This is a genomic window from Bradyrhizobium cosmicum, from assembly GCF_032290525.1.
Classification (GTDB): Bacteria; Pseudomonadota; Alphaproteobacteria; order Rhizobiales; family Xanthobacteraceae; genus Bradyrhizobium; species Bradyrhizobium cosmicum_A.
Map to the genome: position 1 here is coordinate 380,834 of NZ_JASXTA010000001.1, position 25,199 is coordinate 406,032.

General features: G+C 62.7%; 31 protein-coding genes and 1 pseudogene. 20 read left to right on the forward strand and 12 right to left on the reverse strand.

The features are described from left to right. The first annotated feature begins 23 nt into the window (after nucleotides 1-23). The gene (locus tag QSV46_RS01755; RefSeq protein ID WP_314945407.1) at nucleotides 24-461 is read left to right on the forward strand and encodes a hypothetical protein; all 438 of its coding nucleotides are present in this window, start codon (nucleotides 24-26) and stop codon (nucleotides 459-461) included. A gap of 187 nt (nucleotides 462-648) precedes the next feature. Here the strand turns inward: QSV46_RS01755 and QSV46_RS41350 are convergent, their stop codons facing one another. Next, nucleotides 649-804: a hypothetical protein gene (locus QSV46_RS41350; protein WP_409997138.1), complete on the reverse strand. Its 156-nt coding sequence runs from the start codon at nucleotides 802-804 to the stop codon at nucleotides 649-651. Here QSV46_RS41350 and QSV46_RS01760 point away from each other — a divergent pair. Continuing rightward, nucleotides 754-1,086 (forward strand): hypothetical protein, encoded by a 333-nt coding sequence (locus tag QSV46_RS01760; protein ID WP_409997136.1) that lies wholly within the window; start codon nucleotides 754-756, stop codon nucleotides 1,084-1,086. The genes QSV46_RS41350 and QSV46_RS01760 overlap by 51 nt on opposite strands. Nucleotides 1,087-1,179: 93 nt before the next feature. On the opposite strand, the gene ppk2 is transcribed toward QSV46_RS01760, so the two are convergent. Both ppk2 and QSV46_RS01770 read right to left on the reverse strand, forming a co-directional pair. After that, entirely contained in the window at nucleotides 1,180-1,980 is an 801-nt protein-coding gene (ppk2, locus tag QSV46_RS01765; protein WP_314945411.1) for a polyphosphate kinase 2, read from the reverse strand. Nucleotides 1,981-2,018: 38 nt separating this feature from the next. Next, entirely contained in the window at nucleotides 2,019-2,471 is a 453-nt protein-coding gene (locus QSV46_RS01770) for a hypothetical protein (protein ID WP_314945414.1), read from the reverse strand. A 162-nt stretch (nucleotides 2,472-2,633) separates the two neighbouring features. Here QSV46_RS01770 and QSV46_RS01775 point away from each other — a divergent pair, with 162 nt between their 5' ends. The 6 genes from QSV46_RS01775 (at nucleotide 2,634) to QSV46_RS01800 (ending at nucleotide 8,942) form a co-directional block, all read left to right on the forward strand. Further along, nucleotides 2,634-3,119, forward strand: coding sequence for a hypothetical protein (locus QSV46_RS01775; protein WP_314945417.1), 486 nt, complete (start codon nucleotides 2,634-2,636; stop codon nucleotides 3,117-3,119). Then, entirely contained in the window at nucleotides 3,112-4,344 is a 1,233-nt protein-coding gene (locus QSV46_RS01780; protein ID WP_314945419.1) for an HlyD family secretion protein, read from the forward strand. The genes QSV46_RS01775 and QSV46_RS01780 overlap by 8 nt, the downstream gene beginning before the upstream one ends. Before the next feature lie 96 nt (nucleotides 4,345-4,440). Next, nucleotides 4,441-5,808, forward strand: coding sequence for a TAXI family TRAP transporter solute-binding subunit (locus QSV46_RS01785; protein ID WP_314945421.1), 1,368 nt, complete (start codon nucleotides 4,441-4,443; stop codon nucleotides 5,806-5,808). Nucleotides 5,809-5,912: 104 nt separating this feature from the next. Beyond that, nucleotides 5,913-7,577, forward strand: a complete 1,665-nt coding sequence (locus QSV46_RS01790; RefSeq protein ID WP_314945423.1) for a DUF3300 domain-containing protein — start codon at nucleotides 5,913-5,915, stop codon at nucleotides 7,575-7,577. Further along, nucleotides 7,574-8,491: a DUF2950 domain-containing protein gene (locus tag QSV46_RS01795; RefSeq protein ID WP_314945425.1), complete on the forward strand. Its 918-nt coding sequence runs from the start codon at nucleotides 7,574-7,576 to the stop codon at nucleotides 8,489-8,491. Before QSV46_RS01790 ends, QSV46_RS01795 begins: the two co-directional genes overlap by 4 nt. Before the next feature lie 13 nt (nucleotides 8,492-8,504). Further along, on the forward strand, nucleotides 8,505-8,942 hold the full coding sequence (locus QSV46_RS01800; protein WP_314945428.1) for a hypothetical protein: 438 nt from the start codon (nucleotides 8,505-8,507) through the stop codon (nucleotides 8,940-8,942). 354 nt (nucleotides 8,943-9,296) lie between these two features. Here the strand turns inward: QSV46_RS01800 and QSV46_RS01805 are convergent, their stop codons facing one another. Continuing rightward, entirely contained in the window at nucleotides 9,297-10,991 is a 1,695-nt protein-coding gene (locus QSV46_RS01805) for an MASE4 domain-containing protein (protein ID WP_314945430.1), read from the reverse strand. 424 nt (nucleotides 10,992-11,415) lie between these two features. Between QSV46_RS01805 and dusA the strand changes: the two genes are divergently transcribed. After that, a complete protein-coding gene (dusA, locus tag QSV46_RS01810) occupies nucleotides 11,416-12,411 on the forward strand; it encodes a tRNA dihydrouridine(20/20a) synthase DusA (RefSeq protein WP_314945432.1) in 996 nt (331 codons plus the stop codon). A 65-nt stretch (nucleotides 12,412-12,476) separates the two neighbouring features. Here the strand turns inward: dusA and QSV46_RS01815 are convergent, their stop codons facing one another. The 5 genes from QSV46_RS01815 to QSV46_RS01835 form a co-directional block, all read right to left on the reverse strand. Then, nucleotides 12,477-13,022 carry a TIGR02281 family clan AA aspartic protease gene (locus tag QSV46_RS01815; protein ID WP_314945435.1) on the reverse strand — a complete coding sequence of 182 codons (546 nt, stop codon included), beginning with the start codon at nucleotides 13,020-13,022 and terminating at the stop codon, nucleotides 12,477-12,479. Nucleotides 13,023-13,050: 28 nt separating this feature from the next. Beyond that, the gene (locus tag QSV46_RS01820; protein WP_314945438.1) at nucleotides 13,051-13,254 is read right to left on the reverse strand and encodes a DUF1289 domain-containing protein; all 204 of its coding nucleotides are present in this window, start codon (nucleotides 13,252-13,254) and stop codon (nucleotides 13,051-13,053) included. A gap of 44 nt (nucleotides 13,255-13,298) precedes the next feature. Next, on the reverse strand, nucleotides 13,299-14,894 hold the full coding sequence (locus tag QSV46_RS01825; RefSeq protein ID WP_314945440.1) for a HAMP domain-containing sensor histidine kinase: 1,596 nt from the start codon (nucleotides 14,892-14,894) through the stop codon (nucleotides 13,299-13,301). Nucleotides 14,895-15,031: 137 nt separating this feature from the next. Continuing rightward, nucleotides 15,032-16,309: a sodium:proton antiporter NhaD gene (gene nhaD / locus QSV46_RS01830; protein WP_314945442.1), complete on the reverse strand. Its 1,278-nt coding sequence runs from the start codon at nucleotides 16,307-16,309 to the stop codon at nucleotides 15,032-15,034. A 22-nt stretch (nucleotides 16,310-16,331) separates the two neighbouring features. Then, nucleotides 16,332-17,204, reverse strand: a complete 873-nt coding sequence (locus QSV46_RS01835; RefSeq protein ID WP_314945445.1) for an NAD(P)-dependent oxidoreductase — start codon at nucleotides 17,202-17,204, stop codon at nucleotides 16,332-16,334. Between the two features lie 195 nt (nucleotides 17,205-17,399). Between QSV46_RS01835 and QSV46_RS01840 the strand changes: the two genes are divergently transcribed. From QSV46_RS01840 to QSV46_RS01855, 4 genes are all read left to right on the forward strand, one after another. Next, nucleotides 17,400-17,837: a VOC family protein gene (locus tag QSV46_RS01840; protein WP_314945447.1), complete on the forward strand. Its 438-nt coding sequence runs from the start codon at nucleotides 17,400-17,402 to the stop codon at nucleotides 17,835-17,837. Nucleotides 17,838-17,891: 54 nt separating this feature from the next. Further along, a complete protein-coding gene (locus QSV46_RS01845; RefSeq protein ID WP_314945448.1) occupies nucleotides 17,892-19,028 on the forward strand; it encodes an Mrp/NBP35 family ATP-binding protein in 1,137 nt (378 codons plus the stop codon). A 222-nt stretch (nucleotides 19,029-19,250) separates the two neighbouring features. After that, nucleotides 19,251-20,342 (forward strand): TRAP transporter substrate-binding protein, encoded by a 1,092-nt coding sequence (locus QSV46_RS01850; RefSeq protein WP_314945450.1) that lies wholly within the window; start codon nucleotides 19,251-19,253, stop codon nucleotides 20,340-20,342. Between the two features lie 376 nt (nucleotides 20,343-20,718). Then, the gene (locus tag QSV46_RS01855) at nucleotides 20,719-21,138 is read left to right on the forward strand and encodes a hypothetical protein (RefSeq protein WP_314945452.1); all 420 of its coding nucleotides are present in this window, start codon (nucleotides 20,719-20,721) and stop codon (nucleotides 21,136-21,138) included. Between the two features lie 5 nt (nucleotides 21,139-21,143). Here QSV46_RS01855 and QSV46_RS01860 read toward each other — a convergent pair. Beyond that, nucleotides 21,144-21,251, reverse strand: a pseudogene (locus QSV46_RS01860) (acyl-phosphate--glycerol-3-phosphate O-acyltransferase); the annotation flags it as partial. Nucleotides 21,252-21,436: 185 nt separating this feature from the next. On the opposite strand from QSV46_RS01860, the gene QSV46_RS01865 reads away from it, so the two are divergent. The 3 genes from QSV46_RS01865 to QSV46_RS01875 are packed head-to-tail and all read left to right on the forward strand — an operon-like array spanning nucleotide 21,437 to nucleotide 22,324. Beyond that, nucleotides 21,437-21,706, forward strand: a complete 270-nt coding sequence (locus tag QSV46_RS01865) for a hypothetical protein (protein WP_314945453.1) — start codon at nucleotides 21,437-21,439, stop codon at nucleotides 21,704-21,706. Next, on the forward strand, nucleotides 21,699-21,995 hold the full coding sequence (locus QSV46_RS01870; RefSeq protein WP_314945454.1) for a hypothetical protein: 297 nt from the start codon (nucleotides 21,699-21,701) through the stop codon (nucleotides 21,993-21,995). Before QSV46_RS01865 ends, QSV46_RS01870 begins: the two co-directional genes overlap by 8 nt. A 50-nt stretch (nucleotides 21,996-22,045) precedes the next feature. Then, nucleotides 22,046-22,324: a DUF1488 domain-containing protein gene (locus QSV46_RS01875; protein ID WP_314945455.1), complete on the forward strand. Its 279-nt coding sequence runs from the start codon at nucleotides 22,046-22,048 to the stop codon at nucleotides 22,322-22,324. Between the two features lie 44 nt (nucleotides 22,325-22,368). Here the strand turns inward: QSV46_RS01875 and rpsU are convergent, their stop codons facing one another. Next, nucleotides 22,369-22,644: a 30S ribosomal protein S21 gene (gene rpsU / locus QSV46_RS01880; protein ID WP_314946460.1), complete on the reverse strand. Its 276-nt coding sequence runs from the start codon at nucleotides 22,642-22,644 to the stop codon at nucleotides 22,369-22,371. Between the two features lie 455 nt (nucleotides 22,645-23,099). Between rpsU and QSV46_RS01885 the strand changes: the two genes are divergently transcribed. The 3 genes from QSV46_RS01885 (at nucleotide 23,100) to QSV46_RS01895 (ending at nucleotide 23,919) form a co-directional block, all read left to right on the forward strand. Next, a complete protein-coding gene (locus tag QSV46_RS01885; RefSeq protein WP_314946462.1) occupies nucleotides 23,100-23,309 on the forward strand; it encodes a cold-shock protein in 210 nt (69 codons plus the stop codon). A gap of 97 nt (nucleotides 23,310-23,406) precedes the next feature. After that, nucleotides 23,407-23,649, forward strand: a complete 243-nt coding sequence (locus tag QSV46_RS01890) for a transcriptional regulator (protein ID WP_314945457.1) — start codon at nucleotides 23,407-23,409, stop codon at nucleotides 23,647-23,649. 57 nt (nucleotides 23,650-23,706) lie between these two features. Next, on the forward strand, nucleotides 23,707-23,919 hold the full coding sequence (locus QSV46_RS01895) for a hypothetical protein (RefSeq protein WP_314945458.1): 213 nt from the start codon (nucleotides 23,707-23,709) through the stop codon (nucleotides 23,917-23,919). A 121-nt stretch (nucleotides 23,920-24,040) separates the two neighbouring features. Here QSV46_RS01895 and QSV46_RS01900 read toward each other — a convergent pair whose 3' ends face one another. Continuing rightward, a complete protein-coding gene (locus tag QSV46_RS01900; protein ID WP_314945461.1) occupies nucleotides 24,041-24,226 on the reverse strand; it encodes a hypothetical protein in 186 nt (61 codons plus the stop codon). Between the two features lie 298 nt (nucleotides 24,227-24,524). Here QSV46_RS01900 and QSV46_RS01905 point away from each other — a divergent pair, with 298 nt between their 5' ends. Beyond that, a complete protein-coding gene (locus tag QSV46_RS01905) occupies nucleotides 24,525-25,199 on the forward strand; it encodes a response regulator transcription factor (RefSeq protein ID WP_314946464.1) in 675 nt (224 codons plus the stop codon).

The window sequence follows — 25,199 nt, forward strand, 5'->3', positions numbered from 1 at the left end:
CATAACCTGAGGAAATAAAAGTCATGAGAAAAGTCGCCGTCTATGCCGCCCTGGCCGCCTCGCTGGCAGGCACCGCCGGCTTCAGCACGCCATCGCGGGCAGAGACCGGTCAGGTGGCCGTTGTCTTCACCAAGGGCGGGTTTGTCATCGGCGTTGGTGGCGGCGAAGGCGTTCTACTGCTCCGAGGCCACAAATACCCCTTCACCGTCTCCGGGATGAGCGTCGGCTTCACGATCGGAGCCTCCACCACCAAGCTAGTGGGCCGCGCTCTCAATCTGAGGGGGCCGGAGTCAATCGAAGGCTCCTACGCTGTGGGCGGTGCGGGCGGTGCCATCGCCGCCGGCGCAGGTGCCGTTCAGCTGCAAAACGGCAACGGCGTGATTCTGCAGCTCAGCGGCCCGAAAGTCGGAGCGGAGCTTTCGGCTGCTGTGGGGGGCGTGACGATAAGTTTGAAGCGGTAGAGGGTCCGTCGGGCCGCTTCGGCGGTCGCGGCGGTTGAATGGCGGCGGCTTCTCTCATGCACGTATGCCTGGGAAGCGGCCGCAAAATCAGCGTCAGGTCGGGTGCCAACCGCGTTTCGCGAGGCATCGTCGAAAAGCGGATCACGGCACCCATATCGAGGGAGGATATGTCATGCTTCGTTGTCTTCTAGCTCTTGTTGCGGCCTTCGTTCTTCTCACGGCCACGCTCATTCCTGATGATGCTTATGCCCGCCGCGGCGGCGGTGGGGGCTATCGCGGAGGTGGAGGGGGCATGCGCGCCGGAGGTTTTCATGGCGGCGCCGTTCACGCCGGACGGATCCATGGCGGAGGCGGACGCCATTACGCTGGAGGCCCGCGGCCAAGCCATCCGATCGCCGGTCGTCCGGGTCGCCCAGGTTATCCTGTCGCGGGTCGTCCAGGTCGCCCGATCGCCGGCTATCCCGGAGGCTATCCGCGGTATGGCTATCGAGGCGCGGCTTACGGTGCTGCTGCAGTCGGTGCGGCCGCCGCAGGAGCTTATGGATACTACAACAACTACAATAACAACGGCTGTTATCAGGACACGTACGGCAACCAGGTCTGCCCCAACCAGTATCCATACTGAGAATGAGCTGCCGACGGACTCGATCAAAGGCTGTCGGTATCGGCCCTGAGCCCAACGATCGGACCGCACCGGCAGTGCGGTCCGATCATTTCGTCAATATCGTTCAGCGACGAAGTTCATTCCTCGCAAGGGGGCCTGGTCATTGTAGCGCCCCTTGTCGGAACGCTTCGGCAGTCTCACCTTGTCCTTCTGGATCCGCTTGTGGGGGATAGCCTCCAGAATGTGCGCGATACAGTTCAGCCGCGCCCGCCGCTTGTCGTCGGAGCGAATGATGTACCAAGGGGCATCCTTCGTGCTCGTCTTCTTGAGCATCAGATCGCGCGCGCGCGAATAATCATACCACCGCTTGAAGGATTCGAGGTCCATTGGGCTGAGCTTCCATTGCCGCACCGGATCGTCGATGCGGGCGTTGAAGCGGCGCTCCTGCTCGTCCATCCCGACCTCGAGCCAGATCTTGATCAGGATGATGCCGCCATCGATGGCGTACTTTTCCATCTGCGGGCATAGCGCGAGGAAGCGATCGTGCTCGGCGGGCGAGCAGAAGCCCATGACGTATTCGACGCCGGCGCGGTTGTACCAGCTGCGGTCGAAGATCACGATCTCGCCGCCGGCCGGAAATTGCTTCATGTAGCGCTGGAAAAAAAGCTGCGTCTTTTCGCGATCCGATGGCGCCGGCAGCGCCACCACCCGGAATACACGCGGGCTGACCTTTTCTGTGATCGCCTTGATGGTGCCGCCCTTGCCGGCGGCATCGCGGCCTTCGAACAGGACGATGACCCGAAGCCTGTTTTCCTTCACATAATCCTGGAGATGGCAAAGCTCGATCTGGAGCTTCTCGAGCTCCTTCTCGTAGTCCTTGCGCTTCATTCGGGCTGCGGTCTCGTGCTTTGCCATACTCCGCCTTCCATTTGGTCAATTCGGCCAAGCGGTGATCAGTCTCCCCAGGAAATGGTGACCCCGATGTCACCCGGCATGCCGCCTGGGAAGTCGATGACCTGATAGCCGATGCGGTAGCCGCGCGGCTTGAGGTATTCGGTCCAGAGCTCGAAGATCTCCTTTGGAATTCCGGTCAGCGTTTTATCCCAGCCCGCCTCCATCTGGTTGATGGCGCGGCCCTTGTCCGTGCACATCGTATTCGGGAAACGATAGACCTGCACTTCGGTCAGCCCGTTGCGAACCGCGCGCTGAATGATGGTCGAGGCGAGCTTGATCTTCTCGTCCTCGGTCTTGCCGGACGGCTTGCTCAGTCGCTCGATCAAGGCGCGTTTCTCGGCTTCGGCCGCGGCCGCGATACGTACATATTCGTCGGCTTTCTCGGCCTCTTTGAGGGCCGCTTCCTTGCGGATTTGCGCAGCGTTGGGGATGAGGTCATCGATGCCGGACATGGCTGACAAGCTCCTGGCCTACTGTTTGGGGGAGGGTCGGGCCCAGGCTAGGTTTGGCGTCGTCCGGTCCTTTGATTCATATCAAGCAATTTACCGCATGCGCGGCCACGTTCTTTGTCTGGAACGCAAGCTGGCCTCATTCCTGTCGGTGGAGAGCTACCGTTGAGCGAGCAAATTCATTCGATAGCCCCCCATCATCTGCCGTTCTATCTCGCGCCGGGAAGCGGGACGGACGTGCTGATGGTCGTGATGGGAATCTTCCTGATCGGCACCGTATTCTGGGTTGGCACGCTCTACTGGAAGCTGCACAGCCTGCCCGAGCGGATGGCTCACAAGTCACAAAAGCTGCAATTCGAGTTCGTGGCCGTGCTCGGCCTGATCTCCCTGTTCACCCACATGCACATCTTTTGGGTGGCGGGACTATTGTTGGCCTTGCTCGACCTTCCGGATTTCGGCACGCCGCTGCGCAGCATCGCCGGTTCCGTCGAGAAGATCGCAGACGCAACGCCGGGAGAGCATAGCGAGGTTAGCGAACCCGGTCCGCAGCCACCCGAAAGACCCGGGCCAGCGACGATGGTTGTCAAACCCAACCCGCCGCCGCCCGGGAAGCCCGGCGAGGCGAAAGCGAAGGAGCACAGTCATGTTTGAGCTCATGTTCTGCTCCCTCCTGACCATCCTGCCGGACTACCTCTATCGCCGCTATGCCCAGGGCAAAAGGTTCGGCAAGGAAATCACCTTCTTTTCCATCTGGTACGAGTTGCGATGGGGCATCACCGGCTGTTTGATGCTCACGGTGTCGCTGATCACCATGATCTTCTACTTTCACCCGTCAACGACCTCGGCCACGCTCTATTTTCGCACGGTCCCGATCCTGCCCGAAGGCTCCGGCCGCGTCGCGGAAGTCAATGTCGGCTACAGCGAGGCGGTGAAGAAAGGCGACGTGCTGTTCAGGTTGGACAGTTCGAAGCAGAAGGCAGCTCTGGAGACGGCCACGCGCAAGATCGCCGAGGTCGACGCCGCGATGACAAGCGCCGAAAACGACGTGGTCAAGGCCGAAGCGCAGATCCAGGAAGCCAAGGCCAGCCTTCAGCAGGCCAAGGACGAGCTGGACGTCAAGACCGAGCTGCAGCGCCGCAATCCCGGTATCGTCCCGCAACGCGATATCGAGAAACTACAGGTCGTGGTCAACCAGCGGCAGGCTGGTGTGGACGCGGCCACCGCGTCCAAGACGTCGGCGACGTTGCGGCTTTCGACGCTATTGCCAGCCGAAAAGGCGAGCGCCCAGGCGGCATTGGCCGAAGCGCAGGTCGATCTGGACAAAACCTTTGTTCGCGCAGGTGTCGACGGCCGTGTGGAGCAATTCCTGGTCCGCACCGGTGACGTCGTCAATCAGCTGATGCGACCGGCCGGTGTGCTGGTTCCGGACGGGGCGGGGCGGCGCGCGTTGCAGGCCGGCTTCGGACAGATCGAGGCTCAGGTGATGAAGGTCGGCATGGTGGCGGAAGCAACCTGCATCTCAAGGCCGTGGGTGATTATTCCCATGGTGGTCACTAACGTCCAGGACTACATCGCGGCCGGGCAGTTCCGTAGCGGCGAGCAACTGATAGAAGCGCAGAACGTCGGCCGGCCCGGCACGATCCTGGCGTTCCTGGAGCCGCTGTACAAGGGCGGCCTCGAAGGCGTGACGCCGGGCAGCAGTTGCATCGTCAATGCCTACACCAGCAATCATGAGGAGATCTCCGCGAAGGAGACGGGCACGGGTCGGGCAATCGCTCTGCATGTCGTCGATGGCGTCGGGCTCGTGCACGCCATGCTGTTGCGAATTCAGGCGCTGTTGCTGCCGATCAAGACGCTGGTGCTCAGCGGGCACTAGACCGCAACGCCGCCTCGACAATACCTGCAGCTGAGCCGGGCGGGGCGTCCATCAGGCCGTCCGGCGACCAGACGTCCCATTCACTGCGAGCGCCGCATGGCCCCTGCAAAAATGCCGATCTGGTTTCGTTCCGTTGTTGTCGCCAGCGCTGTCGCGCTGGTTCTTGGCGCGGGCCTGTTCGGCTACCGCTGGTACTCTCGCCCGATGACGCTGACCATCGCGGTCGGGTCGCTGGATGGCGAAGCCACGCGTCTCGTAGCGGCATTGGCGAGCCGGCTCGCCGTGGTGAACGCCTCCGTCCGGCTCAAGCTGGTGGAAACCACCAACGCGGTTGATGCTGCCGAGCAGTTTGCGGCCGAGAAGATCGACCTTGCTGTCGTCCGCGGCGACGTCGGCGATCTTTCGCAGGCGCAGGCCATTGTGGTCCTCGCCCATGCCGTCGTCATGCTGGTTGCATCGCCGGGCTCGGCCCTGACCGACATCGCGGGGCTGAAGCGCGTCAACGTCGGCGTGATCGGCGGCGATATCAATCGCAACATCGTGAGCATCCTCAGTGACGAATACGGCCTGGGGCGTGCCAACGTGACATTCCGCAATCTCCAGCCGGCGGATGCCCGGCGCGCACTCGATGCCAAGGAAGTTCGAGCGATACTGATCGTCGTTCCGCTTGCCGAAAGATACCTAGCCCTGTTGCGTGGTCTCTTTCTGCAGTCCCCGAAGGCTGCCCCGGTGCTCCTTCCCATCGATGCAGCCGGCGCCATCGCCGAAAAGCAGCGCGCCTACGAAAGTTTCGACGTCCCGAAGGGGACGTTGCGTGGCTCGCCTCCCGTTCCGAGCGAGGATCTGACCACATTGCGGGTCTCCTTCTACGTGGTCGCGCAAAAGCAGCTTAGCGCAGAGGTGGCCGGCAGCCTCGCGGAGGCCCTGATGAAGGCACGCAGGGATCTGCTGGGAGAACTGCCGATCCTTTCGCAAATGACCGCACCGAGCACGGACGCGGACGCCTTCCTTCCGGTCCATCCCGGCGCTGCGGCGTTTTACAACGGCACGCAGCAAAGCTTTCTGGACGAATGGGGAAATATCATCTTCCTCGCACCCATGATTTTCGGCGGCCTCATCTCGGTGCTGGCGGCGGCCTGGAAATTCCTTCGGGTCTCTGATCCCTTGAAGGACGAACGAGGCCTGGACTTGCTGTATGCGTTGGGTGCACGGATACGCAGAACCGAGGCAGCAGCCGAACTGTCCGAGATCGAGGCCGAGATCGATCGGGTTCTCCAGACTCAGCGCGCCAGGACGGCCGCAAGAGACGAAAATGCACTCGACGTCTCCACACTGAATGTCGCCGCGCACCGCCTTCAAAGCCTGATCCACGATCGCCGGATCTTACTTTCTGCGCGGCTGGGCAGCAGCGCCCAAGCGGTGCGGCCGGATATCGATCGGATCGAACGTCCGGCCGCGGAGTGAATAGCCGAGACCTCTGGGAGAGCTCCATCTTCTTTGATCTTGATCAATAGAAGACACTGATCGTCCAAGATGCTTGTTTCAACGGGAGCTCAAGGGAGGACGTGATGCTTCGTTGCGGGAACACTCTGATCGCGATGGCGCTGCTCCTGGCGATGCCAGTCGCCGCAGTAGCCCAAACCGCAGATGCTCCGGCGGCCACAGGTAGCCAAGTCCAAACGGCCGGCCTGCCCCCAGCGGCTGCTGAGTTGCTCAAGCCCGAGCAGCTTGAAGCTCTGGTCGCACCGATCGCGCTCTATCCAGATGAACTGCTTGCCAACGTGCTGGCGGCATCCACCTATCCGTTGGAAGTGGTGCAAGCCGATCGTTGGCTGAAGGAGCGCAAGACTCTGAGGGGCGATGCCCTGAAGACGGAAGTCGAGAAGCAGCCTTGGGATGACAGCATCAAGGCGCTGGCCTCGACCGCCGAAGTGTTGACCATGATGAGCGACAAGCTCGACTGGACCAAGGCGCTCGGCGACGCCGTGCTGGCGCAGCAGCCGGACGTGATGGATGCGGTCCAGCGGCTGCGGACCAAGGCCTATGACAACAAGAAGCTGATCACCACCACGCAGCAGAAGGTGAGCGTCAAGACCGAGGAAAGCAGGCAGGTGATCGTGATCGAACCTGCGGTGGCCGATACGATGTACGTTCCGTATTACGAGCCTGCGACGGTTTACGGCGCGTGGCCCTATACCGAATATCCGCCATATTACTTCGGCTATCCCTCCTATATCGGCGCCGGCGTCGTCGCAGCGGGTCTTGCCTTTGGTACCGCCTGGGCCATCGGCCGCTGGGGCAATTATTGGGGCGGCGGCTGCAATTGGGGCAACCGCAACGTCTATATCAATCATCGGACCACGAGTATCGGTGGTGGCTGGCAGCACAATCCATCGCACCGCCAAGGGGTGCGGTACAACAATGCGAATGTTCAGCAGCGCTTCGGCAACAGCAATCTCAAGGCTGGTGCCGCGGATCGGATGGATTTCCGTGGCCGCGACGGACAGCAGGTGCTGAAGCCGGGACAGGATCGGCCAGGTGCGGGCGATCGTTCCGGCGACCGCGCGACAGATCGCGCAGGAGACCGTGCCGGGAACCGCGCAGGTGATCGAGGTGGTGACCGACAGGGCGCAGCGGGGGATCGTGCCAAGGCGGGAGGCGATCGCGCGAAAGGTGGCGGCGATCGCGCGGCCAAGGGCGGTAGTGCCAAGAATGCCGGCGCAAAGAACGCTGGCGCCAAATCGGGCGGCGCCAAGGCCGCAAACCGCGGCAGTGGCGGCTCACGTGGCGGCGGCGCGCTGAACGTGTCGTCGGGCCGTTCCGCAGCTGCTGCGTCGGCCCGTGGTCGCGCGAGCATGGCGAGTATGGGGCCGCGCGGCGGCGGCGGTGCGAGCTTCGCCGGCCGAGGCGGCGGCGGAGGCTTCCACGGTGGCGGTGGTGGCCGCGGCGGTGGTGGCGGCGGACGGCGTTCCGACATCGCGTTAAAGCACGACGTCGTTTTGCTCGGCCATCTCGCCAGCGGCCTCAGCTATTATCGCTTCAGCTATATCGGCAGCGACCAGGCCTATGTCGGGGTCATTGCGCAGGAAGTCGAAGATGTGAAGCCGGAAGCCGTTACCCGCGGAGCCGATGGTTATCTCCGGGTCTATTACGAGAAGCTCGGTCTAAAATTCGGTACGTATCGCGATTGGCTCGCCGGCGGCGCGACGATTCCTGCGGAGGTGATGCCATGATGAGCTTCACGTCGCTTCATCGTGCCGCTCTGCCGGCCATCATGGCGCTGGCGATCATGGGTTCGCCATCCCGAGCGCAGCAATCCTATCCGACACCGGAGGATGCAGCGGCCGCGCTCGCCTCGGCCGTCAAGAGCGGACCGGACCGGGCAATCCTGAAAGTGCTCGGCAGCGCCGCCGAGGACATCGTTTCGTCCGGTGATGAGGTCGCCGACGTCGACATTCGCCGACGCTTCACCTCGATGTATGAGGCCAGGCATTCGATCAAGACGGAGGGTAACAAGAAGGCGACGCTGATGCTGGGGCCGGACGACTTTCCGTTCCCGATCCCGCTCGTCAACACCAAGACCGGCTGGGAATTCGATACCGCCGAAGGCCGCATCGAAGTGCTGTATCGCCGCATCGGCCGCAATGAGCTCGACGCGATCCAGACCAGTCTCGCCTTTGTCGATGCCGAGAACGAATATGCCGACAAGGATCGCGGCGAGGGGGCCGGCGTGTACGCACAGCGCATCGTCAGCAGTGCGGGCAAGAAGGACGGGCTGTTCTGGCGCGACGACAATGACCAGAGCCCGCTCGGCGCACTGGTGGGACAGGCTTCAGCTGAAGGCTACAAGGCCGAGGAGGGCCCGGCGCCCTATCACGGCTACTATTTTCGCATCCTGAGAGGGCAGGGGTCAAACGCGCCGGGAGGCGCGCTCAACTATGTTGTCAAGGGAAGGATGATCGGAGGCTTTGCGCTGATCGCCTGGCCCGTCGAGTACGGCAATTCCGGCGTCATGACCTTCCTGGTCAACCATGCGGGCATCGTCTACCAGAAGGATCTCGGACCTCGGACCGAGGCTCTCGCCTCCCGTATCACCGCATTCGATCCGGACCAGACCTGGAAGAAGGTCGATGTTCCCAAACCGTGAGCGACGTACGGAGATGTTGCGCTGGCTCCATTGGCGCTTGGCACTCCTTGTGCTGCTCGCATTGCTTGTCCCGGTGCCTCCCTCGTTTGCGCAGGCCTCCGCGCAGGTCCGTGTCAACGTCATCAAAGCGGGGCTGCTCGTCGGTGGTGGCGCTGGGACCGGCGTGCTGACTTATCGCGGTCACCATTATCCGTTCCGCGTTACCGGATTGAGCCTGGGCTTGACCGCCGGCGCGACAATTGGGCGGCTCGAGGGCTGGGCTTCAGGCATTCGAGAGGTCAGCGATTTTGCCGGTACGTACAGCTCTGTCGGGGGCGGGGCTGCCTTGATCGGCGGCATCAATGGTGCTCAGCTGCGAAACGACAAAGGAGTTACGATGGTGCTGCAGGGTCCAAAGGCTGGTGTGGAGTTTGCTGCCAACCTCAGCACGATCGTGATCTCGCTGAGGTGAGCGTATATCTGTCTGCACTCCGGTCAGCATCGAGGCTTCTTGGACGCGCTGGTCTTGTGCTTGCGTTGGCCCCCTTCGGCGAAATCCCGACCTCCCATGCGGGACCGCTGACGCCGTTTCGCTACGAGGGGCAGGCACAACGTCATTGCCCCGAGGACGAAGTGGTCTGGCTCGATTTCCGCGTGGGCCGGTACTATTCTCGGAAGCAAAAGCGCTACGGCTCTGGTCTTCATGGCGGATACGTTTGCCGCAAAGAGGCCAAAGGCGGTGGCTTTGGGCGGTCGCTACTAGGGCTGCGGTAGAGGATTTTTAGATTGGAGCGAAGGCGAAAACGACCCCGATGCTTTCAATCCGCTATTGGACCGAAGAGGGAGCGGAGGTCGGCATTCCCAGCTCAAAAATCGAGCCATCGGCGTCCGATTTGACCAGTCTCAGCTTTCCTCCACACCTTGCGGCCAAGTTGGAGGAGATGGCCAGTCCCAATCCCATACCGCCTTGTTTGGTCGTGAAGAACGGGTCGAAGATGCGCTCTTGATGGCTCGGTGTGATGCCGGTGCCTGAGTCCTCGACGGACAAATGGACCATCGTGCCACCATCAAGGCCGGTTTTCATACGGAGCTTTCGTTGATCGGCGGGGACCGAGCTCATTGCGTCAATCGCGTTCTTGCAGAGGTTCAAGACAATCTGCTGAAGCTCCGTGCTGTCCAGGGCGACTGGAGGAATGTTGCCTTCAAACTCCGTAGCTACTGATACTCCATTGGCCAGGAGATCGTGCTTCAGCAGTCTCAGCGCAAGCTCTGCGACATCCTCGACGCTTGTCAAAGCGCCGCCGTGCGCCGTTTTGATTGTCATCTCGCGAATGCTCGATATGATGTCAGCGGCCCGGTTACCGTCGGCTTCGATGTCAAAGAGGATGTTCTCGAGGTCCTCCAGTTCAGGAGAGGCAGCTCGCAGATGACTGAGGCCTGTCGCAGCATTGAGCGAGATGGCCCCTAATGGCGATCTCAGCTCATGGGCGATCGCACCAGTGACCGCGTCGATGCTGAGAAGCCGGTTCGCTCGTTCGCGTCGCTGCAGAGCAATGACGCTGGCAAGGCGCGAATAGAGAAACATCGTTTCGATAAGCAATACGGTCAGCAACATGCAACTGCCGATCAGAACGAAACCGCGTGCTGCGTACCAACCGATGGTGAATCGAACCGAGCTGCCGATGATCGCCACAAGGAAATTTGGCAAGTAGGCGAGCAAGGTCACCATCAGCCAGAGGTCAAGAATGGTACGCATGCGCACAAACAAGACGGTGAGAGCAGTCACATTCCACAGCAAAAGTATCAGGTTGACCTGATTACCGAGAGGCGTCTGATGCCTGACGTCGTTCTCGTAGAAGCTAGGGAGAAATTCAGCTTTCGCGGTCACCATCCACGTCAGTCCTGCCACGGTGGCGGCGATGCAGCCGATAGCAATTGCGATCGCGGCTATTGCAGGTCTGCCTCGTCTGCCGCCGGTGGAACGATCCTTCGTGAACCCGTAGACCAGGATAGCCGCGGGAAAAGCTGTGTGCCAAAGCACGTAAAGCCAAGCGGGGCTATCCAGTCCATCCCCAATGACACCTGCGGGAGCGTATCCGTTCGGAAAGGCGAGCGTTTGCAAAAATGCGAACGATCCGCTGAAGACGTATCCACTTGCGAGTGCGAGAAGTGCCCCCTGAGGTTGGATCGCAAATTGAGCAAACAGCAGGGCTGCCGTGATGAGCTCGGCCAGAGCCAATGCGGTCTGCAATACTGGTACGAAGCCATTGATCTGGCCCAATTGGATCCGGGCGAACGGCGCGATGATCGCTGCAAGGACAATGAGCAAGACGGCTACACCCACTACCCAGGCCTTTTGGCGAGGGGTTGCGGGCATATTCGCGATGATCAATGGGAATTCTTGCTCATCATCGTGAGCGGGCTCGGCGGTCGCGGTGGCCGATCGCTGGCCCGCTTGCGCAATGCCCAGCCCTGATGCTGTCGCACCGCCGACAAGTCCCATGAACTTGCGCTGGCTCATGCCGCCTCCGGGGCACCGCGGGACAGCATCTTACTCGTCCTCACGCCTGTTGGAAGCCCGTAAGGGCGGGGATTGGCATGTTCGAGTCAGTCAAGCGGCGGACGTCCCAGCGGCTCCAGACGATGTCTTTTCCGTCGGTCGTTCATACGCTATTGAGCCGTCGCATTATCTGCGCCGAAACTTGACCAAGTATTGTTCTCGCCGGATGGGACTTGACCGGCATTGCTCTCCCTCTTCAAGTCGGAGTTGCCATTTCGGTTGACGCGAAGCGCGTTCCCGCGTTTTCTTCGCGGCGTTCACTGGGAACACCCAAATAGGCAGTCCGAATGTTTCAGTGGAAATCCGTCTGGGTTACAAACGGTGTAACCTCGATTGCTGGCCCATTTATTGCTGTTCCAGCCCGCCGTTAAAGAAGGATAAGTTTTTGGAATATCAAGACTATCGCTTTTCCGTGGCACCCATGATGGACTGGACCGACCGGCATTGCCGAGTGTTCCATCGTCACCTGACAAGGCGGGCGGTGCTCTATACGGAGATGTTGACCACCGGCGCCATCATTCGTGGCGACCGGGAGCGGTTGCTTGGGTTCGATGCGGTCGAGCACCCGGTCGCGCTTCAACTTGGCGGGTCGGAGCCGCGCGAGCTCGCGCAGGCCGCGCGGATCGGCGAGGCGTTCGGCTACGACGAGATCAATCTCAATGTCGGCTGCCCGTCCGACCGCGTGAAGGACGGCCGTTTCGGCGCCTGCCTCATGGCGGAGCCGGAACTCGTGGCAAGGTGTGTCGAGGCGATGAAGCGCGCCGTCGCCGTTCCGGTCACGGTGAAATGCCGCATCGGCATCGATGATCAGGATCCGGAAGTCGCGCTCGATGCCATCGCGCGTGCAGTGGTCGCATCCGGCTGCGATGCGCTGATCGTGCACGCTCGAAAGGCTTGGCTCAACGGCCTGTCGCCGAAGGAGAATCGTGACATCCCGCCGCTCGATTATGGCCGCGTCTATCGGCTCAAGCGCGCGATGCCTGACGTGCCCGTTATCATCAACGGCGGCGTCCGGGGAATCGACGAGGCCAAGGCACATCTCGAACACGTCGATGGCGTGATGCTCGGCCGCGCCGCCTATCAGGAACCGTGGCGGCTGCTCTCCGTCGATTCTGACATCTTCGGCGCGGCGACACCGCATGTGACCATGCAGGACGCGTTTGAGGTGATGATGCCCTATATCGAGCAGCAACTTGCACGGGGAACGCGGCTGCACGCGATCACGCGGCATTTCGTCGGCGCATTCCACGCCGTGCCCGGTGCGCGCGCCTTTCGCCGTCATCTTGCTGAGCAGGGGGTAAAGCCTGGCGCCGGTCTGGACGTGCTGCGCGATGCGATCGCGCGGGTCGGAGCGCGCACGCAGGTAGAATTTGCGGCCTAGCCGCAATCACGCGACAGAGCCGGATCGTAAATCCGGCTCTTCGTCGATCCGCCTCATCTTTGCGCTTAATCCATCGCCGTGCGCGAGCGGCGGTGGCTGCTCTGGAGTTCCGGGTAGCCCGTGAGCATCAGCTTGTCGGCGCGCACCCCCCAGCTCTCCAGGCGGTCGAGGAAGCTCATGCCGAGCAGATTGGTTTTCATCTGCCCCCGCTGCACGACGAGGGCCGGCACCGACTTCTCGACCAGGTGGCCGACGGAGAGACGGTCGAGCGTGAGGCGGGCTGCCTTGGTGTGGCCGCCCGCGGTCTCCAGATCGACGTCGTATTCGAGCATCTCGAGCGGTAGTCCGATGGCTTTCGCGGTTTCCCAGGTCAGCACCACCGAGGTTGCGCCGGTATCGATCACCATCGGTGCAGCGACGCCGTTGATCTTGGCACGCAGCGCGAATTCGCCGCCTTGGCCGCGCTGGATCTGCACGGCGGGGGCGGGCGTTGCAGCCGGCCCGCGGAACATGTGCGAGACCTTGTTGCTCGCGCGCGCGATCTGGTCGGGATCGCCATAGGCGACGACGGCGCCGGCGAGCATGAGGAGGACGAGCAGGAAGCGGATCATTGCGTGCCTCCGCAGGCGCGCAGGCTCGTCAGGCGGGTTTGGTCGATCCCGCGACCGGCGCAAGCCCGGCCTCCGCCATGCGCGCCGGCAGCAGCGCCATCACCGCGTGCCGTTCCGCGCTTTCCATGGCGTGCCAGCGCGCGATCTCCGGCAAGGTGCGGCCGCAGCCGAAGCACAGCTTGGTTCTGGGATCCATCATGCAGACGGCGACGCACGGCGTGTCTTTGCTCATTCGGACATAGTGAGGGGACGTCAGGCATTTCTGCAAGCATCTCGTTAAGAGCCCGTACCTGCGCTCATGATCGGCTTGCGGCGCGGCCGGCGTTTCTCGTCGGGCACCGCGGAACTCTCCGGCTGGAGCGGCGGAGAATCGTCCGATATCGGCGCCAGCGCGCTCATCACGCGCTCCGGCGGGAACGTGACGATCACCTCGGTGCCAATCCGCAGCTTCGATTTCAGCGTGAACGTGCCGCCATGCAGATCGATCAGGTTCTTCGCGATCGGCAGACCGAGCCCGGCGCCCTGTTCGGCCGACTTGATCGAGTTGGAGCCCTGACCGAACGAGGCGAGCACGACCGGGATCTCGTCCTCGGGGATGCCGGAGCCGGAATCCTTCACCGAGAGATATTGTCCGCCCGATGCGGTCCATCCGGCCTTGAGCCAGATCTCGCCCCCTTGCGGGGTGAACTTGATCGAGTTGGAGAGCAGGTTGAGCACGACCTGGCGGATCGCGCGCTCGTCGGCCCAGAGTCGCGGCATCGCCTGCTCGAACACCTCGTGGATGGTGATGCCGCGGCTCGAGGCGCGCAGCTTCATCAGATGATGGCAGTCGGCGACGATGCCGACCAGCGATACCGCCTCCTCGTTCAACTCGTAACGGCCGGCCTCGATCCGTGACAGATCGAGGATCTCGTTGATGAGGTTGAGCAGATGCACGCCGGAATTATGGATGTCGGCGGAATATTCCTTGTAGACCGGCACCGCATGCGCGCCAAAAATTTCGCTCTTCATCACCTCGGAGAAGCCGAGGATCGCATTCAGCGGCGTGCGCAGCTCGTGGCTCATCTGCGCGAGAAAGCGCGATTTTGCGACGTTGGCGGATTCGGCGCGGTGCCGCGCCTCGTCCGAGATCGCCTTGGCCTGTTCCAGCTCGCCGATCAGCGCGTCCTTCTCGGCGCGCGCCTCGAGCGTTGCGAAGGTCGAGGAGTGAAGGCGATGCGCCAACAGCACGAAATAGCCTTCGGCCGCAAGCGCGAGCGCCGCCAGGATGTAATTGTCCAGCGCGCCCGTTATCGCAAAGCTCAGCGCCATCGCGACCGCGACCGGCGCGGTGGCGGCGAGGGCTGCGATCGGCAGATTGGCGGCCAGCATGCTCGATACTGCGATCACCAGCAGCATCAGGAACATCATCAGCGTTTCCGTGACCAGGTCGAGCACGGGATGGATCAGGATCGCCATCCAGCACAGGCCGTAGAGCAGGTCGAGCACGACGAAATGCGTCCGCCAGGTGCGCGTTGCCGAGGGTGAGGCGGGCTCAGCCAAAAAGCGGTGGCAGCTGCGGATCATCGCAGCGTGAATGCAGAGCATGCCGGCGGTCCAGGCCGCGGCCGGAATTGGCTGCATCCACAGCCCGAACAGCACGCCGGTGGCGACCACCAGGAGCATCACGACATAGGAGGCCGACAGCCGCGTCTGTGCATATTGGCGCAGCATCTCGGCGTCGAAGGCGGGGCGGGTTCCACTGGTCGACGTTAACTTGTCACGCGCCTCGCGCACCCGCTGCGCCGCAGCCCGTCGGCTGCTCGCCGATGGAGCGCTTGCCGGCTCGGCCGGAAGCTGCACGACCTCTGGCTTTTCAGCGGGGTTACTCATCGAACAACAACAATTCCTGCCCGCGCGAGGCGGGCCTTCTGCATTCTCTATCTCTGGCAAGAAATCCTTAAGAGCTGACTTAAGGAGCTAAAGAATTACGTTAACCGCGCATTAATTTTCAGCTCGCCTGGCGCGGTTCAATGCAGCGCCGCGTACTGCGCGACATAGACGGCTGCGCCGGCCAGATAGCCCGCGAGCGCGGGGACGGCGATGCGGCGGGCGTACCACAGGAACTCGATCCGCTCGAGCCCCATGGCGGCGACGCCGGCGGCGGAGCCGATGATCAGGATCGAGCCGCCGGTGCCGGCGCAATAGGCGATGAACTCCCAGAGGAAGCTGTCGGGCGGGTAGTGGCCGAGGTCGTACATGCCCATGGTCGCGGCCACCAGCGGCACGTTGTCGATGACGGCGCTGAGCAGGCCGAGCACGACGACGATGACGTCCTGGCGGCCGATCGTCGCCTCCAGCCATCGCGCCAGCATCGTCAGGAGGCCCGTGTGTTCGAGGCAGGCGACCGCGAGCAGGATACCGAGGAAGAACACGATCGAGCCCATGTCGATCTGCGTCAACGCGTGCGCCAGCGTCAGCGGACGGCGGACATGCTCGTCCTTGTTGCGGTGAACGACTTCGCCGACCAGCCAGACGATGCCGAGTCCGAGCAGCACGCCCATGAAGGGCGGCAGGTGCGTGGCTGCCTTGAAGGCGGGCACTGCGACCAGCGTGCCGAGCCCGAGATAGAACATCAGGTTGCGCTCGAACGCGCCGACGGCCTGCAAGCCGTCGTCCTTGGGGGGCGGCGCGATGGTCTTGCCTTTCACCAGAAAGCTGATGAAGACGAGCGGCACGAGCAGACTGACCAGCGAGGGCAGGAACACCGCGCCCATGATCTTCAGCGCCGTGATCTGCCCGCCGATCCACAGCATGGTCGTGGTGACGTCGCCGATCACGGTCCAGGCGCCGCCGCTATTGGCGGCGATGACGATGAGGGAGGCAAACAACAGGCGGTCGTCGCGCTTGGCGATCAGGCGCTGGATCAGCGAGACCATCACGATCGTGGTGGTCAGATTGTCCAGGATCGCGCTCAGGAAGAAGGTGACGAAGCCGATCAGCCACATGAGCTTGACTTGGCTCGTCGTGCCGATCCGGGAGGTAATGACCTCGAAACCGTCGTGGGCGTCGATGACCTCGACGATGGTCATCGCCCCGATCAGGAAGAACACGATCTGCGCGGTGGAGGCGACGGATTCGTCGATCTGCCGGCCAACCACCGCGTGGTCGCCGTTGGCGGCCGCGTAGATCGCCCAGAGCAGCCCGGCGCCGATCAGCGCCGTGGCACTCTTGTTGATCCCGAGCGGATGCTCGAGCGCGATCGCCGCATAGGCGAGAACGAAAATGGCAGCGATCGCGATCAGCAAGGTGGTGTCAATCCGTCAATTGTCAGCGATTCAGGCGCGCGAGCAGGCTCGACGTATCCCAGCGTTTGCCGCCCATCTTCTCGACCTCGGCGTAGAACTGGTCGACCAGCGCGGTCACCGGCAAATTGGCGCCGTTGCGGCGGGCTTCGGCCAGCGAGATCGAAAGGTCCTTGCGCATCCATTCGACCGCAAAGCCGAAATCGTACTTGTCCTCGTTCATGGTCTTGTAGCGGTTCTCCATCTGCCAGGACTGGGCCGCGCCCTTGGAGATGGTTTCGATCACGGCCGCGACGTCGAGGCCACTCTTCTTGGCGAAGTGGATACCCTCGGAGAGGCCCTGCACGAGGCCGGCGATGCAGATCTGGTTGACCATCTTGGTCAGCTGGCCGGAGCCGGCGGGCCCGAGCAGTTTGCACATCCGCGCATAGGCGCCGTTGATGATCGGCTCGGCGCCGGCATAGGCGTCCTGCGCGCCGCCACACATCACCGTGAGCACGCCGTTCTCGGCGCCGGCCTGGCCGCCGGAGACCGGGGCGTCGATGAACTTGAAGCCGGCCTTGATGGCGGCGGCATCGAGCTCGCGCGCGACCTCGGCGGAGGCGGTGGTGTGGTCGACGAAGGTTGCGCCCTTCTTCATGCCGGCAAATGCGCCGTCGGGGCCGATCGTGACCGCGCGCAGATCGTTGTCGTTGCCGACGCAGCACATCACGAAATCCTGGCCCTCGGCGGCAGCCTTCGGGGTCGCCGCAGTCTTGCCACCGAACTTGTCCGCCCATTCCTTCGCCTTGGCGGCGGTGCGGTTATAGACGGTGACCTCATGGCCCCCTTTTTTCACGAGGTGTCCGGCCATGGGGAAGCCCATCACGCCGAGACCGAGGAAAGCGACTTTAGCCATGTGTGGTACCTTGTCCGTAGCTTGAGTTTTACGGTTGCAGCCGGGCGGAGGGCGCCGGCCGGGGTCCTGAGGTTCCGCCTTGGAGCGGATCGGGCGCACCATAAACCCTTGAGGGCGGAGGGCAACGGCTTCGTTTGTCGGCCCCCTGTGCTAGGATAGCGGGACTTAAGGACTTCAAAATAAGGGAGCGAAAGCATGGGCGGCGTGAGCGTTGGCGTGCTCGATCATTTCAACATCCGGACCCGGAATCTGGCCGCGACGGTCCGCTTCTACGAGGACGTGCTGGGATTGGAAAACGGCGCCCGGCCGAATTTCGCCTTCCCGGGGGCCTGGATGTACAGCGAGGGCAAGCCGGTCGTGCACCTCGTCGATATTTCTCCGACCACGGAGCCACAAAAGCCGGATTCCGGCGTTGTCCACCACGTCGCCTTCGTCAGCCGCGGATTTGATGGCATGAAGCAGCGGCTGGCGTCGAAGGGGATGAAATTCGAGTCCCGCCAGGTGCCCGGCGGCGACCTCTGGCAGATCTTCGTCCACGACCCCAACGGGGTCATGATCGAGCTTAACTACGAGGCGGCCTGGGAGCAGGGGGCGGCGCCCGCCGAGATGGCTGACGATATCGGCAGGCAGTAGCCTTTTGGGCGTTTCCGCTCTAATGGGGCACATCTTGAAGTCAGGAGATGCGCTTTGAGCGTGACGCAGCAACAGGTTCTCGACAGCCTCGCCAGGATCAAGTCGCCCCGCGGGGTCGCGCTCACCAATGCCAATGTGCTGAGCGCGATCAGCGCCTCCGACGGCAAGGTGTTCTTCTCGATCAATGTCGATGCCGCCGAGGCGAGGGCCTGGGAGCAGGTCCGGGCCGAAGCGGAAGCCGCCGTGCGCGCCATTCCGGGCGTCACCACCGTGATGGTGGCGCTGACCGCCGAGCGCAAGGCGGGCGCAGCACCTCCGCCGCCCCCGCAGCCGAGCCGCGGCACGCCGGGCGTGCAGCCGGTCCACGCCCACAAGCCACCGCAGGGCGGAGGGTCGCCGATGGCGCGGCAGTCGGAAATTCCGGGCGTTGCGGCCGTGATCGCGGTGGCCTCGGGCAAGGGCGGCGTCGGCAAGTCGACCACAGCGCTCAATCTGGCGCTGGGCCTGCGCGACCTCGGCCTCAAGGTCGGGCTGCTCGATGCCGATATCTACGGCCCCTCGGTGCCGCGGCTGACGGGCCTGCGCGACAAGCCGGAGCTGAACCCTGAGCGCAAGATGATTCCGCTGCGGCGCTTTGGCCTTGCCATCATGTCGATCGGCTTCCTGGTGGAGGAGGAGACCGCGATGATCTGGCGCGGTCCCATGGTGATGTCGGCGGTGACGCAGATGCTGCGCGACGTCGAATGGGGCCAGCTCGACGTGCTTGTCGTCGATATGCCGCCCGGCACCGGCGATGCCCAGCTCACGCTGGCGCAGAACGTTCCGCTGAAGGGCGCCGTGATCGTCTCGACCCCGCAGGACCTGTCCCTGATCGACGCGCGGCGCGGGCTTGCGATGTTCAAGAAGGTCAACGTGCCCGTGCTCGGTATCGTCGAGAACATGAGCTATTTCCAGTGCCCCCATTGCGGCACGAAATCGGATATTTTCGGCCATGGCGGCGCGCGCCACGAGGCCGAGAAGCTCGCTGTCCCGTTCCTGGGAGAGATCCCCCTGCACATGGCGATTCGCGCTTCTTCGGATGCCGGTAGCCCGGTTGTCGACAGCGAGCCGGATGGGCCTCATGCGGCCATCTATCGCGCCATTGCGGGACAGGTCCGGGACCAGCTCAAGGGCGTCATCGCTGCGGCCTGAGCCGGGCAGGGGCAGGACTAATCCCTCCCGGCCGATACCCGGGGGACATGCGACTTTCGTCGAGCCCCGTCATGCCAATGTCGCGTTTCGAAAGCCAGCCTTCCGTGTTAAAGGCCCACGGCAGTCAAGCCCCTTTGGTTCGACGCGCCCAAACGCGTCGCCGGAATGAGCGGCGGCAAAAAGGAAGTTAGGGGAAACGCCCCAGCAAGGAGAGACCTGAAAATGAAGCGTCGTGATTTCCTGAAAGTGTCGGCAGCAGGCGCGGCGGCGACCGCCGCGGTGGCCTCGCCGGCGATCGCGCAGTCCTCGCCCGAGATCAAGTGGCGCCTGACCTCGAGCTTTCCGAAGTCGCTCGATACGATCTATGGCGGCGCCGAGCAGATGGCGAAGTACGTCGCCGAAATGACCGACAACAAATTCCAGATTCAGGTCTTCCAGGCGGGTGAAATCGTCCCCGGTCTCCAGGCGCTCGATGCGACGCAAAAGGGCACCGTCGAGATGTGCCATACCGTGTCGTACTATTATGTCGGCAAGGATCCGACCTTTGCGATCTTCGCCTCGGTGCCCTTCGGGCTCAACGCGCGCCAGCAGAATTCGTGGCTGTACCAGGGCGGCGGCAACGAGCTCGCCAACGAGTTCTTCAAGAAGTCGAACGTGATCGGCTTTCCCTGCGGCAACACCGGCACTCAGATGGGCGGCTGGTTCCGCAAGGAGATCAAGACCGTCGCCGATCTCTCCGGCCTGAAGATGCGTATCGGCGGCATCGCCGGTCAGGTGCTCCAGAAGGTCGGCGTCGTGCCGCAGCAGCTCGCCGGCGGCGATATCTACCCGTCGCTGGAAAAGGGCACCATCGACGCCGCCGAATGGGTGGGCCCGTACGATGACGAGAAGCTCGGCTTCGCCAAGGTCGCCAAGTATTACTATTATCCCGGTTTCTGGGAGGGCGGTCCGACCGTCCACGCCTTCGCCAACATCGACAAGTGGAACGAGCTGCCGAAGAGCTACCAGGCGATCCTCACCAACGCGACCGTCAACACCAACACCTGGATGGCCGCACGCTACGACATGGTGAACCCGACGGCGCTGAAGCGCCTGGTTGCCGGCGGCACCCAGCTTCGTCCGTTCACCAACGAGGTGCTGGAAGCCTGCCTCAAGGCGACCAACGAGCTGTGGGCCGAGATCTCGGCCAAGAACCCCGACTTCAAGAAGTCGATCGACGCCATGCAGGCCTACCGCTCCGACGAATATCTGTGGTGGCAGGTCGCCGAGTACACCTACGACAGCTTCATGATCCGCTCGCGCACCCGCGGCTGATTATTCGAAGCCGTCGCAAGACGACAGGCCCGGCCTCGTTCACGAGGCCGGGCTTTTTCTTTGGCGCCGGCAGGTGTCCAACAAAAAATGAAAAAACAACCCCATGCACAGTAGACGGACGGCGAGGGGGCGATGCCATTTGGATGCCGCTAACTGTCTGGCACGCAGAGGCAAATCGGCGGGAAGCGGCAATCCTTACGCATCAGGCGCTACAACGGCATTTTGCGCCGGGCGATGGGCTTCGCTGCCGCCCTCGTTGCCGATCCCGCGAGACGAGCTGCGAAGCCCCGTTTGACTCGTCGGGCAAAACAGTGGCAAGAAGCAATCATCGCATAATCCGAAATTCCCGCATCGAGGCGGATCTTTGGAGGTGACGATGAGATTCGATCCCGATGAAGTTCAAGGCGTGCTGCGCAAGGCATGGTCGTTGTCGACGGCCAGCAAATGGACGGCGAACAATCCGGCGGCAGGTCAATGCAACGTCACTTCATTGCTCGTCCACGAAGTCTTTGGCGGCGACTTGCTGAAGACGCCTCTGCCGGCCGGCGATCATTTCTACAATCGGATCGAGGGGCGGAGATATGACTTCACGGCGAGCCAGTTCGATCGGCCGATCGCTTACCTGGATTTGCCGGCACAACGAGCGGACGCTGAGTCGGGAGCGACGAGCGACCAATTGGCCGAACTCAGGGCCGCTTTTCAGGAGCAGCTTGCTGTGTCAGGGCGAGCGACTTGCCGCTTTCAGAGATCCGAACAGCCACAAGCGTCCAGAGGCGATTTCGAAGCTCCGGAATAATGTCCCTATACCTGCGCTTCCGCCTTCGTCTCCGGGCCGGTCCGGCCAAGACGCGGCTCCGTCCCCGCCAATAGCCGCCCAATGTTGGCGCGATGGCGGACGATCACGTAGATGCGCTGTCCAGAAAATCATGGGAGTTGTTTCCAGTTTCCGCAGCGAACGTCTTACCGCCGACCTTGGTTAACCGCCATGGAGAGCTCGTGGCCAAGCGACGATAGTGCTGGCTATTGCCGTGCGATGAGCGCATGCTCGTTGCAGCTGGCGTCGGTTGGGGCCTCACTTGCGAAAGGCACTGCGCATGACCACCCGCTCGCGGCGAGAAATCGTCACCTTCAGGCATCCGTTCCGGATCCGCGGCATCGAGCGCATTTTGCCCGACGGAGCCTATGACGTCGTCACCGACGAGGAGATGATCGAGGGACTTTCCTTCCCGGCCGGGCGCCGCCTCGCCACGATGATGACCGTTCCGGCGGAAGGCGGCCTGCGCGGCTCCATTGAACTATTGTCGATCGGCTCGGTCGACCTTGCGGATGCCCAACGGGTCGACGCGAGCGCCGCCAATGTCTGACCATCCGGTCGATCTCGACAAGCGTCGCGGCATGGCAGCGCAAAAGGCGACCGACCTGCGCCGCGCATTGGCCGAGGTCGAGGCCCATGTCAGGGAGCTGCGCGAGCGCGAGGCCGAGCTCGAAACCCGCATGATGACGGTGCCTTCCGCGTCCTGGCCGGAGGCCGCGGTGAAGGCGCGCCATCTGCTCAACCTCTATGCCGCGAGCCTGCCCGCCGAGGACACGCGCCACCGCGCGCTGGTCGCGGCACTGTTTGACGATTTTGCCCGGCTCAACGGCGAGGGCTGAGGCGATCACGGCCGCTCGCGTTACGAGGCAGCCGCGCAAAGGACTACGTCATGACCCTGACCAGCGGCCACTTTATCAGCCACGAATACGACCGGATGATCGTCCGGTTTTCGATGCACGATGGCGCAAAGGAGATTTCTTGCGCGATCTCGACATCGGCGATGGATGATCTCGAGCGCGGCCCGCAGGTGAAGCCTGAGCAACGAGAAGCCCAGTTCACCCGCCTGCGTGATCGCATCGAGGCACGCGCGGCGAGCAAATATCGGGCGACCGAATTCGAAGGCACGCCGCCGGGGATTGTGCTGCGAGGGATCGATTTCAGAGCGTAGCCCCGTGGACGCGACGTGGCGCTCCGCTGCGCCCGATGTCTGCCTCAGTCCGTCCGTGCCTTGACTTCCGGCAGGGGCGGCTTGCGCTCGAAAGGCTTCTTTTTCGGCGGCGCGGGCAGCAGTCCTTCCCGGATCAACTTCTTCCGGGCGAGCTTGCGTGCCCGGCGAACAGCTTCGGATTTTTCGCGGGTCTTTTTTTCCGACGGCTTCTCATAGGAACGTCGCTGCTTCATTTCCCGGAACACGCCCTCGCGTTGCATCTTCTTCTTGAGAACGCGCAGTGCCTGCTCGACATTGTTGTCTCGGACAAGTACCTGCAAATGAATCCTCCTCGATGCGGCTGCGAATTGCGACACGTCCTGCCGGCAGCCGATTGCGCAGGAGTTCATTACGATTTCGAGGATAGGGGCGGTGACAGGCATCGCCGGCTCTGGACAAAGCCGATCTCGTCACGGCGCTGCAACCTGATGCTGTCAACGTGACCACCGTCGCGCAGCGCTGTCAATCGATAAAGCCCTGCTTGCGAGGAAGCCCTGCTTGCTCGACGCCAGGCTCGTTCGAGCCCTCTCGATCGGCCCATCCTGGCGGCCTCGCCTGGAACAACCGGCTTTCCGCCTTGCAAAAACCTGAAGTTGATATATATTGAAGGCGTTCGATCAGCCGCTGTGCCTTGTTGAATGCGCCCGCGGGCTCCTTTTCCAAAGACATCGACGAAGTGGACGGTTATCGCGTGGTTGTCACGCGACATGCGCTGGTGCGCCCTTTGGAGAAGAAGATGACGACAGGTACAGTTAAGTGGTTTAATGGCCAGAAGGGCTTCGGCTTCATTCAGCCGGACGACGGCGGCAACGATGTGTTCGTTCACATCAGCGCCGTCGAGCGCGCCGGTCTTGCGGGTCTTGCGGAAGGCCAGAAGGTCAATTTCGAGGCCAAGACAGACAAGGTGCGAGGCAAGGTCAGCGCTGAGAACCTCTCGCTGGCCTGATATCGCGTCCGCCGTTTCACGGATGTACTGAGACGGCGTTGTGCCCGCTCGATCACAGGATTGAGCGGGTTTCCTCCATTGGGGAGCGGTGTGAGGAATGAGCGCCAAGAAACCGGCACAGCTGTCACCTGAAGGCATTGCGCGTTCCGATCGCAAGCGCCTGGCTGCCGAAGAGGGAGTGCGCGCATTGGCGGATGTCGAAAGGCAGGCCGTCGCGATACGCGCGAACATGACGCGGCTTCGAGAAGTGCGCGAAGCAAAGGAAGCGGCTGACGCAGAGCTGCGAAGAACGTCGCCGCCGCCGGCGCCCAAGAAACGCTCGAGCAAGCCGCCGCAATAGCCGTCCGTAAGTCGTCAACGAAATTGAGGGCCCGTCACATGCCGGAGAGCGCAGGTCGTGCCTAGAGCTAAATCGGACGACGGAACCATCACCTTTTTTCTTGCGTTCGGCGCAAGTCGACAGATGTGCCGGCTCTCAACGACATTCAGCACACAGAAGCAGGCCTTCAGCTATTTGCAGAAGCATCGAACGGAGTTCGAGCGTATGGCGCGGGCGCGCCTTGTCTCGGGGGATCTCGAAGACGGGATTATCGTGCTTTCGATGCTGTAGCCGGTCCTGCCGGTCGGCATGAGCATTTCGGGCTATGCTCAATGGGTCGCGCCAACTCTTTCGCAGACGAATGCTGCTTTCAGGATAAGGCCGCCGGCGTCGCGAACCCGGATGTCGATCCCTACGGGGTCCGGTGCGATTGACGCCGCTGCTCGGCCTCCCGGGCCAGCCGCTCGGCCTTCAGCCGTTCCCGATTGGTATGGAAAGCCTGTTGCGTCTTCTCGTAGTCGGTCGCGGTTTTCTCGACGATCTGCTTGAACAGACTGTTCGCCTCCTTCAGCGCAGGCGACTGAGATTTCTGTTTCATTTTGACCTCGTTTGTCTCTTGGAGCGCCTTGCATGGTGACGCGCTCCGGCGCTTGCGAGACCAACCAGCCGTCTGCCGATGTGTTCCTGCCGGTCAAAAAGCTATGCCGGCCCTCGCAATGGCGCAAGGAGAGGGCCGCCCGGATCAGCACCGTCCGATTGGCTTACACGAGCCTGACAGCTCCGGGGCGGGCCGCCTGCAGGGTGCTTTTTCGCTGGCTCGGGCGGGCGGAATGCTGGAAAAGAGCGAAGCTGCGGCGCAAGCCGTGCGGTTGGACCGGGATATCCGCGGACATGTGATGCGTCTTCTGATCGTCGAGGACAATGCCGAGCTGTCGAGGCTCGTTGCCGCCGGGCTATCGGCGGCCGGCTATGAGAGCGACATCGTCGGCAGCTCCGCCGAGGCGCGCGAGGCCGTGAGCAGCGTCAGCTATGCCGCGATGATCCTCGACCTCGGCCTGCCCGACGGCGATGGGCTGTCGGTGCTGCGCGAGCTGCGCCGTCAGATGGAGCCGCTCCCGGTCCTGGTGCTGACTGCGCGCGGCGGCCTGCAGGACCGCGTCAGCGGCCTGCGCAGCGGCGCCGATGATTATCTCGCAAAGCCGTTCGCGATGGAGGAGCTGGTGGCGCGGCTGGAGGCCATCCTGCGCCGGCCGGGCCAGCTGCTCGGCCGTTCGCTCAGTCTCGCCAATCTCGTCTACGACACCGAGAGCCGCCAGATCTTCGTCGACGACCAGCCGCGGATCATCTCCGCGCGCGAGACCTCGGTGCTGGAGATATTGCTGCGCCGGCAGGGCCGGGTGGTGCCGAAGAAGAACGTCGAGGATCATATCTTCGGCCTCGAAGGCGAGGTCGCCTCCAACGCGATCGAGGTCTATGTCTCGCGGCTGCGCAAGCAACTCGCCGAACACGGCGCCAAGGTCGTGATCCACACCATCCGCGGCGTCGGCTATCTCATGGCTGAGGAGAAATAG

Coding starts and splice junctions, on each gene's coding strand:
- QSV46_RS01820 (WP_314945438.1), bottom strand. CDS start 13,254: ATGAGCAAAGACACGCCGTGCGTCGCCGTCTGCATGATGGATCCCAGA.
- QSV46_RS01790 (WP_314945423.1), top strand. CDS start 5,913: ATGCTTCGTTGCGGGAACACTCTGATCGCGATGGCGCTGCTCCTGGCG.
- QSV46_RS01900 (WP_314945461.1), bottom strand. CDS start 24,226: ATGAAACAGAAATCTCAGTCGCCTGCGCTGAAGGAGGCGAACAGTCTG.
- QSV46_RS01805 (WP_314945430.1), bottom strand. CDS start 10,991: ATGAGCCAGCGCAAGTTCATGGGACTTGTCGGCGGTGCGACAGCATCA.
- QSV46_RS01890 (WP_314945457.1), top strand. CDS start 23,407: ATGAGCGCCAAGAAACCGGCACAGCTGTCACCTGAAGGCATTGCGCGT.
- QSV46_RS01855 (WP_314945452.1), top strand. CDS start 20,719: ATGAGATTCGATCCCGATGAAGTTCAAGGCGTGCTGCGCAAGGCATGG.
- QSV46_RS01800 (WP_314945428.1), top strand. CDS start 8,505: ATGTTGCGCTGGCTCCATTGGCGCTTGGCACTCCTTGTGCTGCTCGCA.
- QSV46_RS01785 (WP_314945421.1), top strand. CDS start 4,441: ATGGCCCCTGCAAAAATGCCGATCTGGTTTCGTTCCGTTGTTGTCGCC.
- QSV46_RS01795 (WP_314945425.1), top strand. CDS start 7,574: ATGATGAGCTTCACGTCGCTTCATCGTGCCGCTCTGCCGGCCATCATG.
- QSV46_RS01825 (WP_314945440.1), bottom strand. CDS start 14,894: ATGAGTAACCCCGCTGAAAAGCCAGAGGTCGTGCAGCTTCCGGCCGAG.
- QSV46_RS01780 (WP_314945419.1), top strand. CDS start 3,112: ATGTTTGAGCTCATGTTCTGCTCCCTCCTGACCATCCTGCCGGACTAC.
- QSV46_RS01905 (WP_314946464.1), top strand. CDS start 24,525: ATGCGTCTTCTGATCGTCGAGGACAATGCCGAGCTGTCGAGGCTCGTT.
- QSV46_RS01835 (WP_314945445.1), bottom strand. CDS start 17,204: ATGGCTAAAGTCGCTTTCCTCGGTCTCGGCGTGATGGGCTTCCCCATG.
- QSV46_RS01770 (WP_314945414.1), bottom strand. CDS start 2,471: ATGTCCGGCATCGATGACCTCATCCCCAACGCTGCGCAAATCCGCAAG.
- QSV46_RS01870 (WP_314945454.1), top strand. CDS start 21,699: ATGTCTGACCATCCGGTCGATCTCGACAAGCGTCGCGGCATGGCAGCG.
- QSV46_RS01815 (WP_314945435.1), bottom strand. CDS start 13,022: ATGATCCGCTTCCTGCTCGTCCTCCTCATGCTCGCCGGCGCCGTCGTC.
- ppk2 (WP_314945411.1), bottom strand. CDS start 1,980: ATGGCAAAGCACGAGACCGCAGCCCGAATGAAGCGCAAGGACTACGAG.
- QSV46_RS01875 (WP_314945455.1), top strand. CDS start 22,046: ATGACCCTGACCAGCGGCCACTTTATCAGCCACGAATACGACCGGATG.
- QSV46_RS01850 (WP_314945450.1), top strand. CDS start 19,251: ATGAAGCGTCGTGATTTCCTGAAAGTGTCGGCAGCAGGCGCGGCGGCG.
- QSV46_RS41350 (WP_409997138.1), bottom strand. CDS start 804: ATGGATCCGTCCGGCGTGAACGGCGCCGCCATGAAAACCTCCGGCGCG.
- QSV46_RS01755 (WP_314945407.1), top strand. CDS start 24: ATGAGAAAAGTCGCCGTCTATGCCGCCCTGGCCGCCTCGCTGGCAGGC.
- QSV46_RS01760 (WP_409997136.1), top strand. CDS start 754: ATGCGCGCCGGAGGTTTTCATGGCGGCGCCGTTCACGCCGGACGGATC.
- QSV46_RS01885 (WP_314946462.1), top strand. CDS start 23,100: ATGACGACAGGTACAGTTAAGTGGTTTAATGGCCAGAAGGGCTTCGGC.
- QSV46_RS01840 (WP_314945447.1), top strand. CDS start 17,400: ATGGGCGGCGTGAGCGTTGGCGTGCTCGATCATTTCAACATCCGGACC.
- QSV46_RS01865 (WP_314945453.1), top strand. CDS start 21,437: ATGACCACCCGCTCGCGGCGAGAAATCGTCACCTTCAGGCATCCGTTC.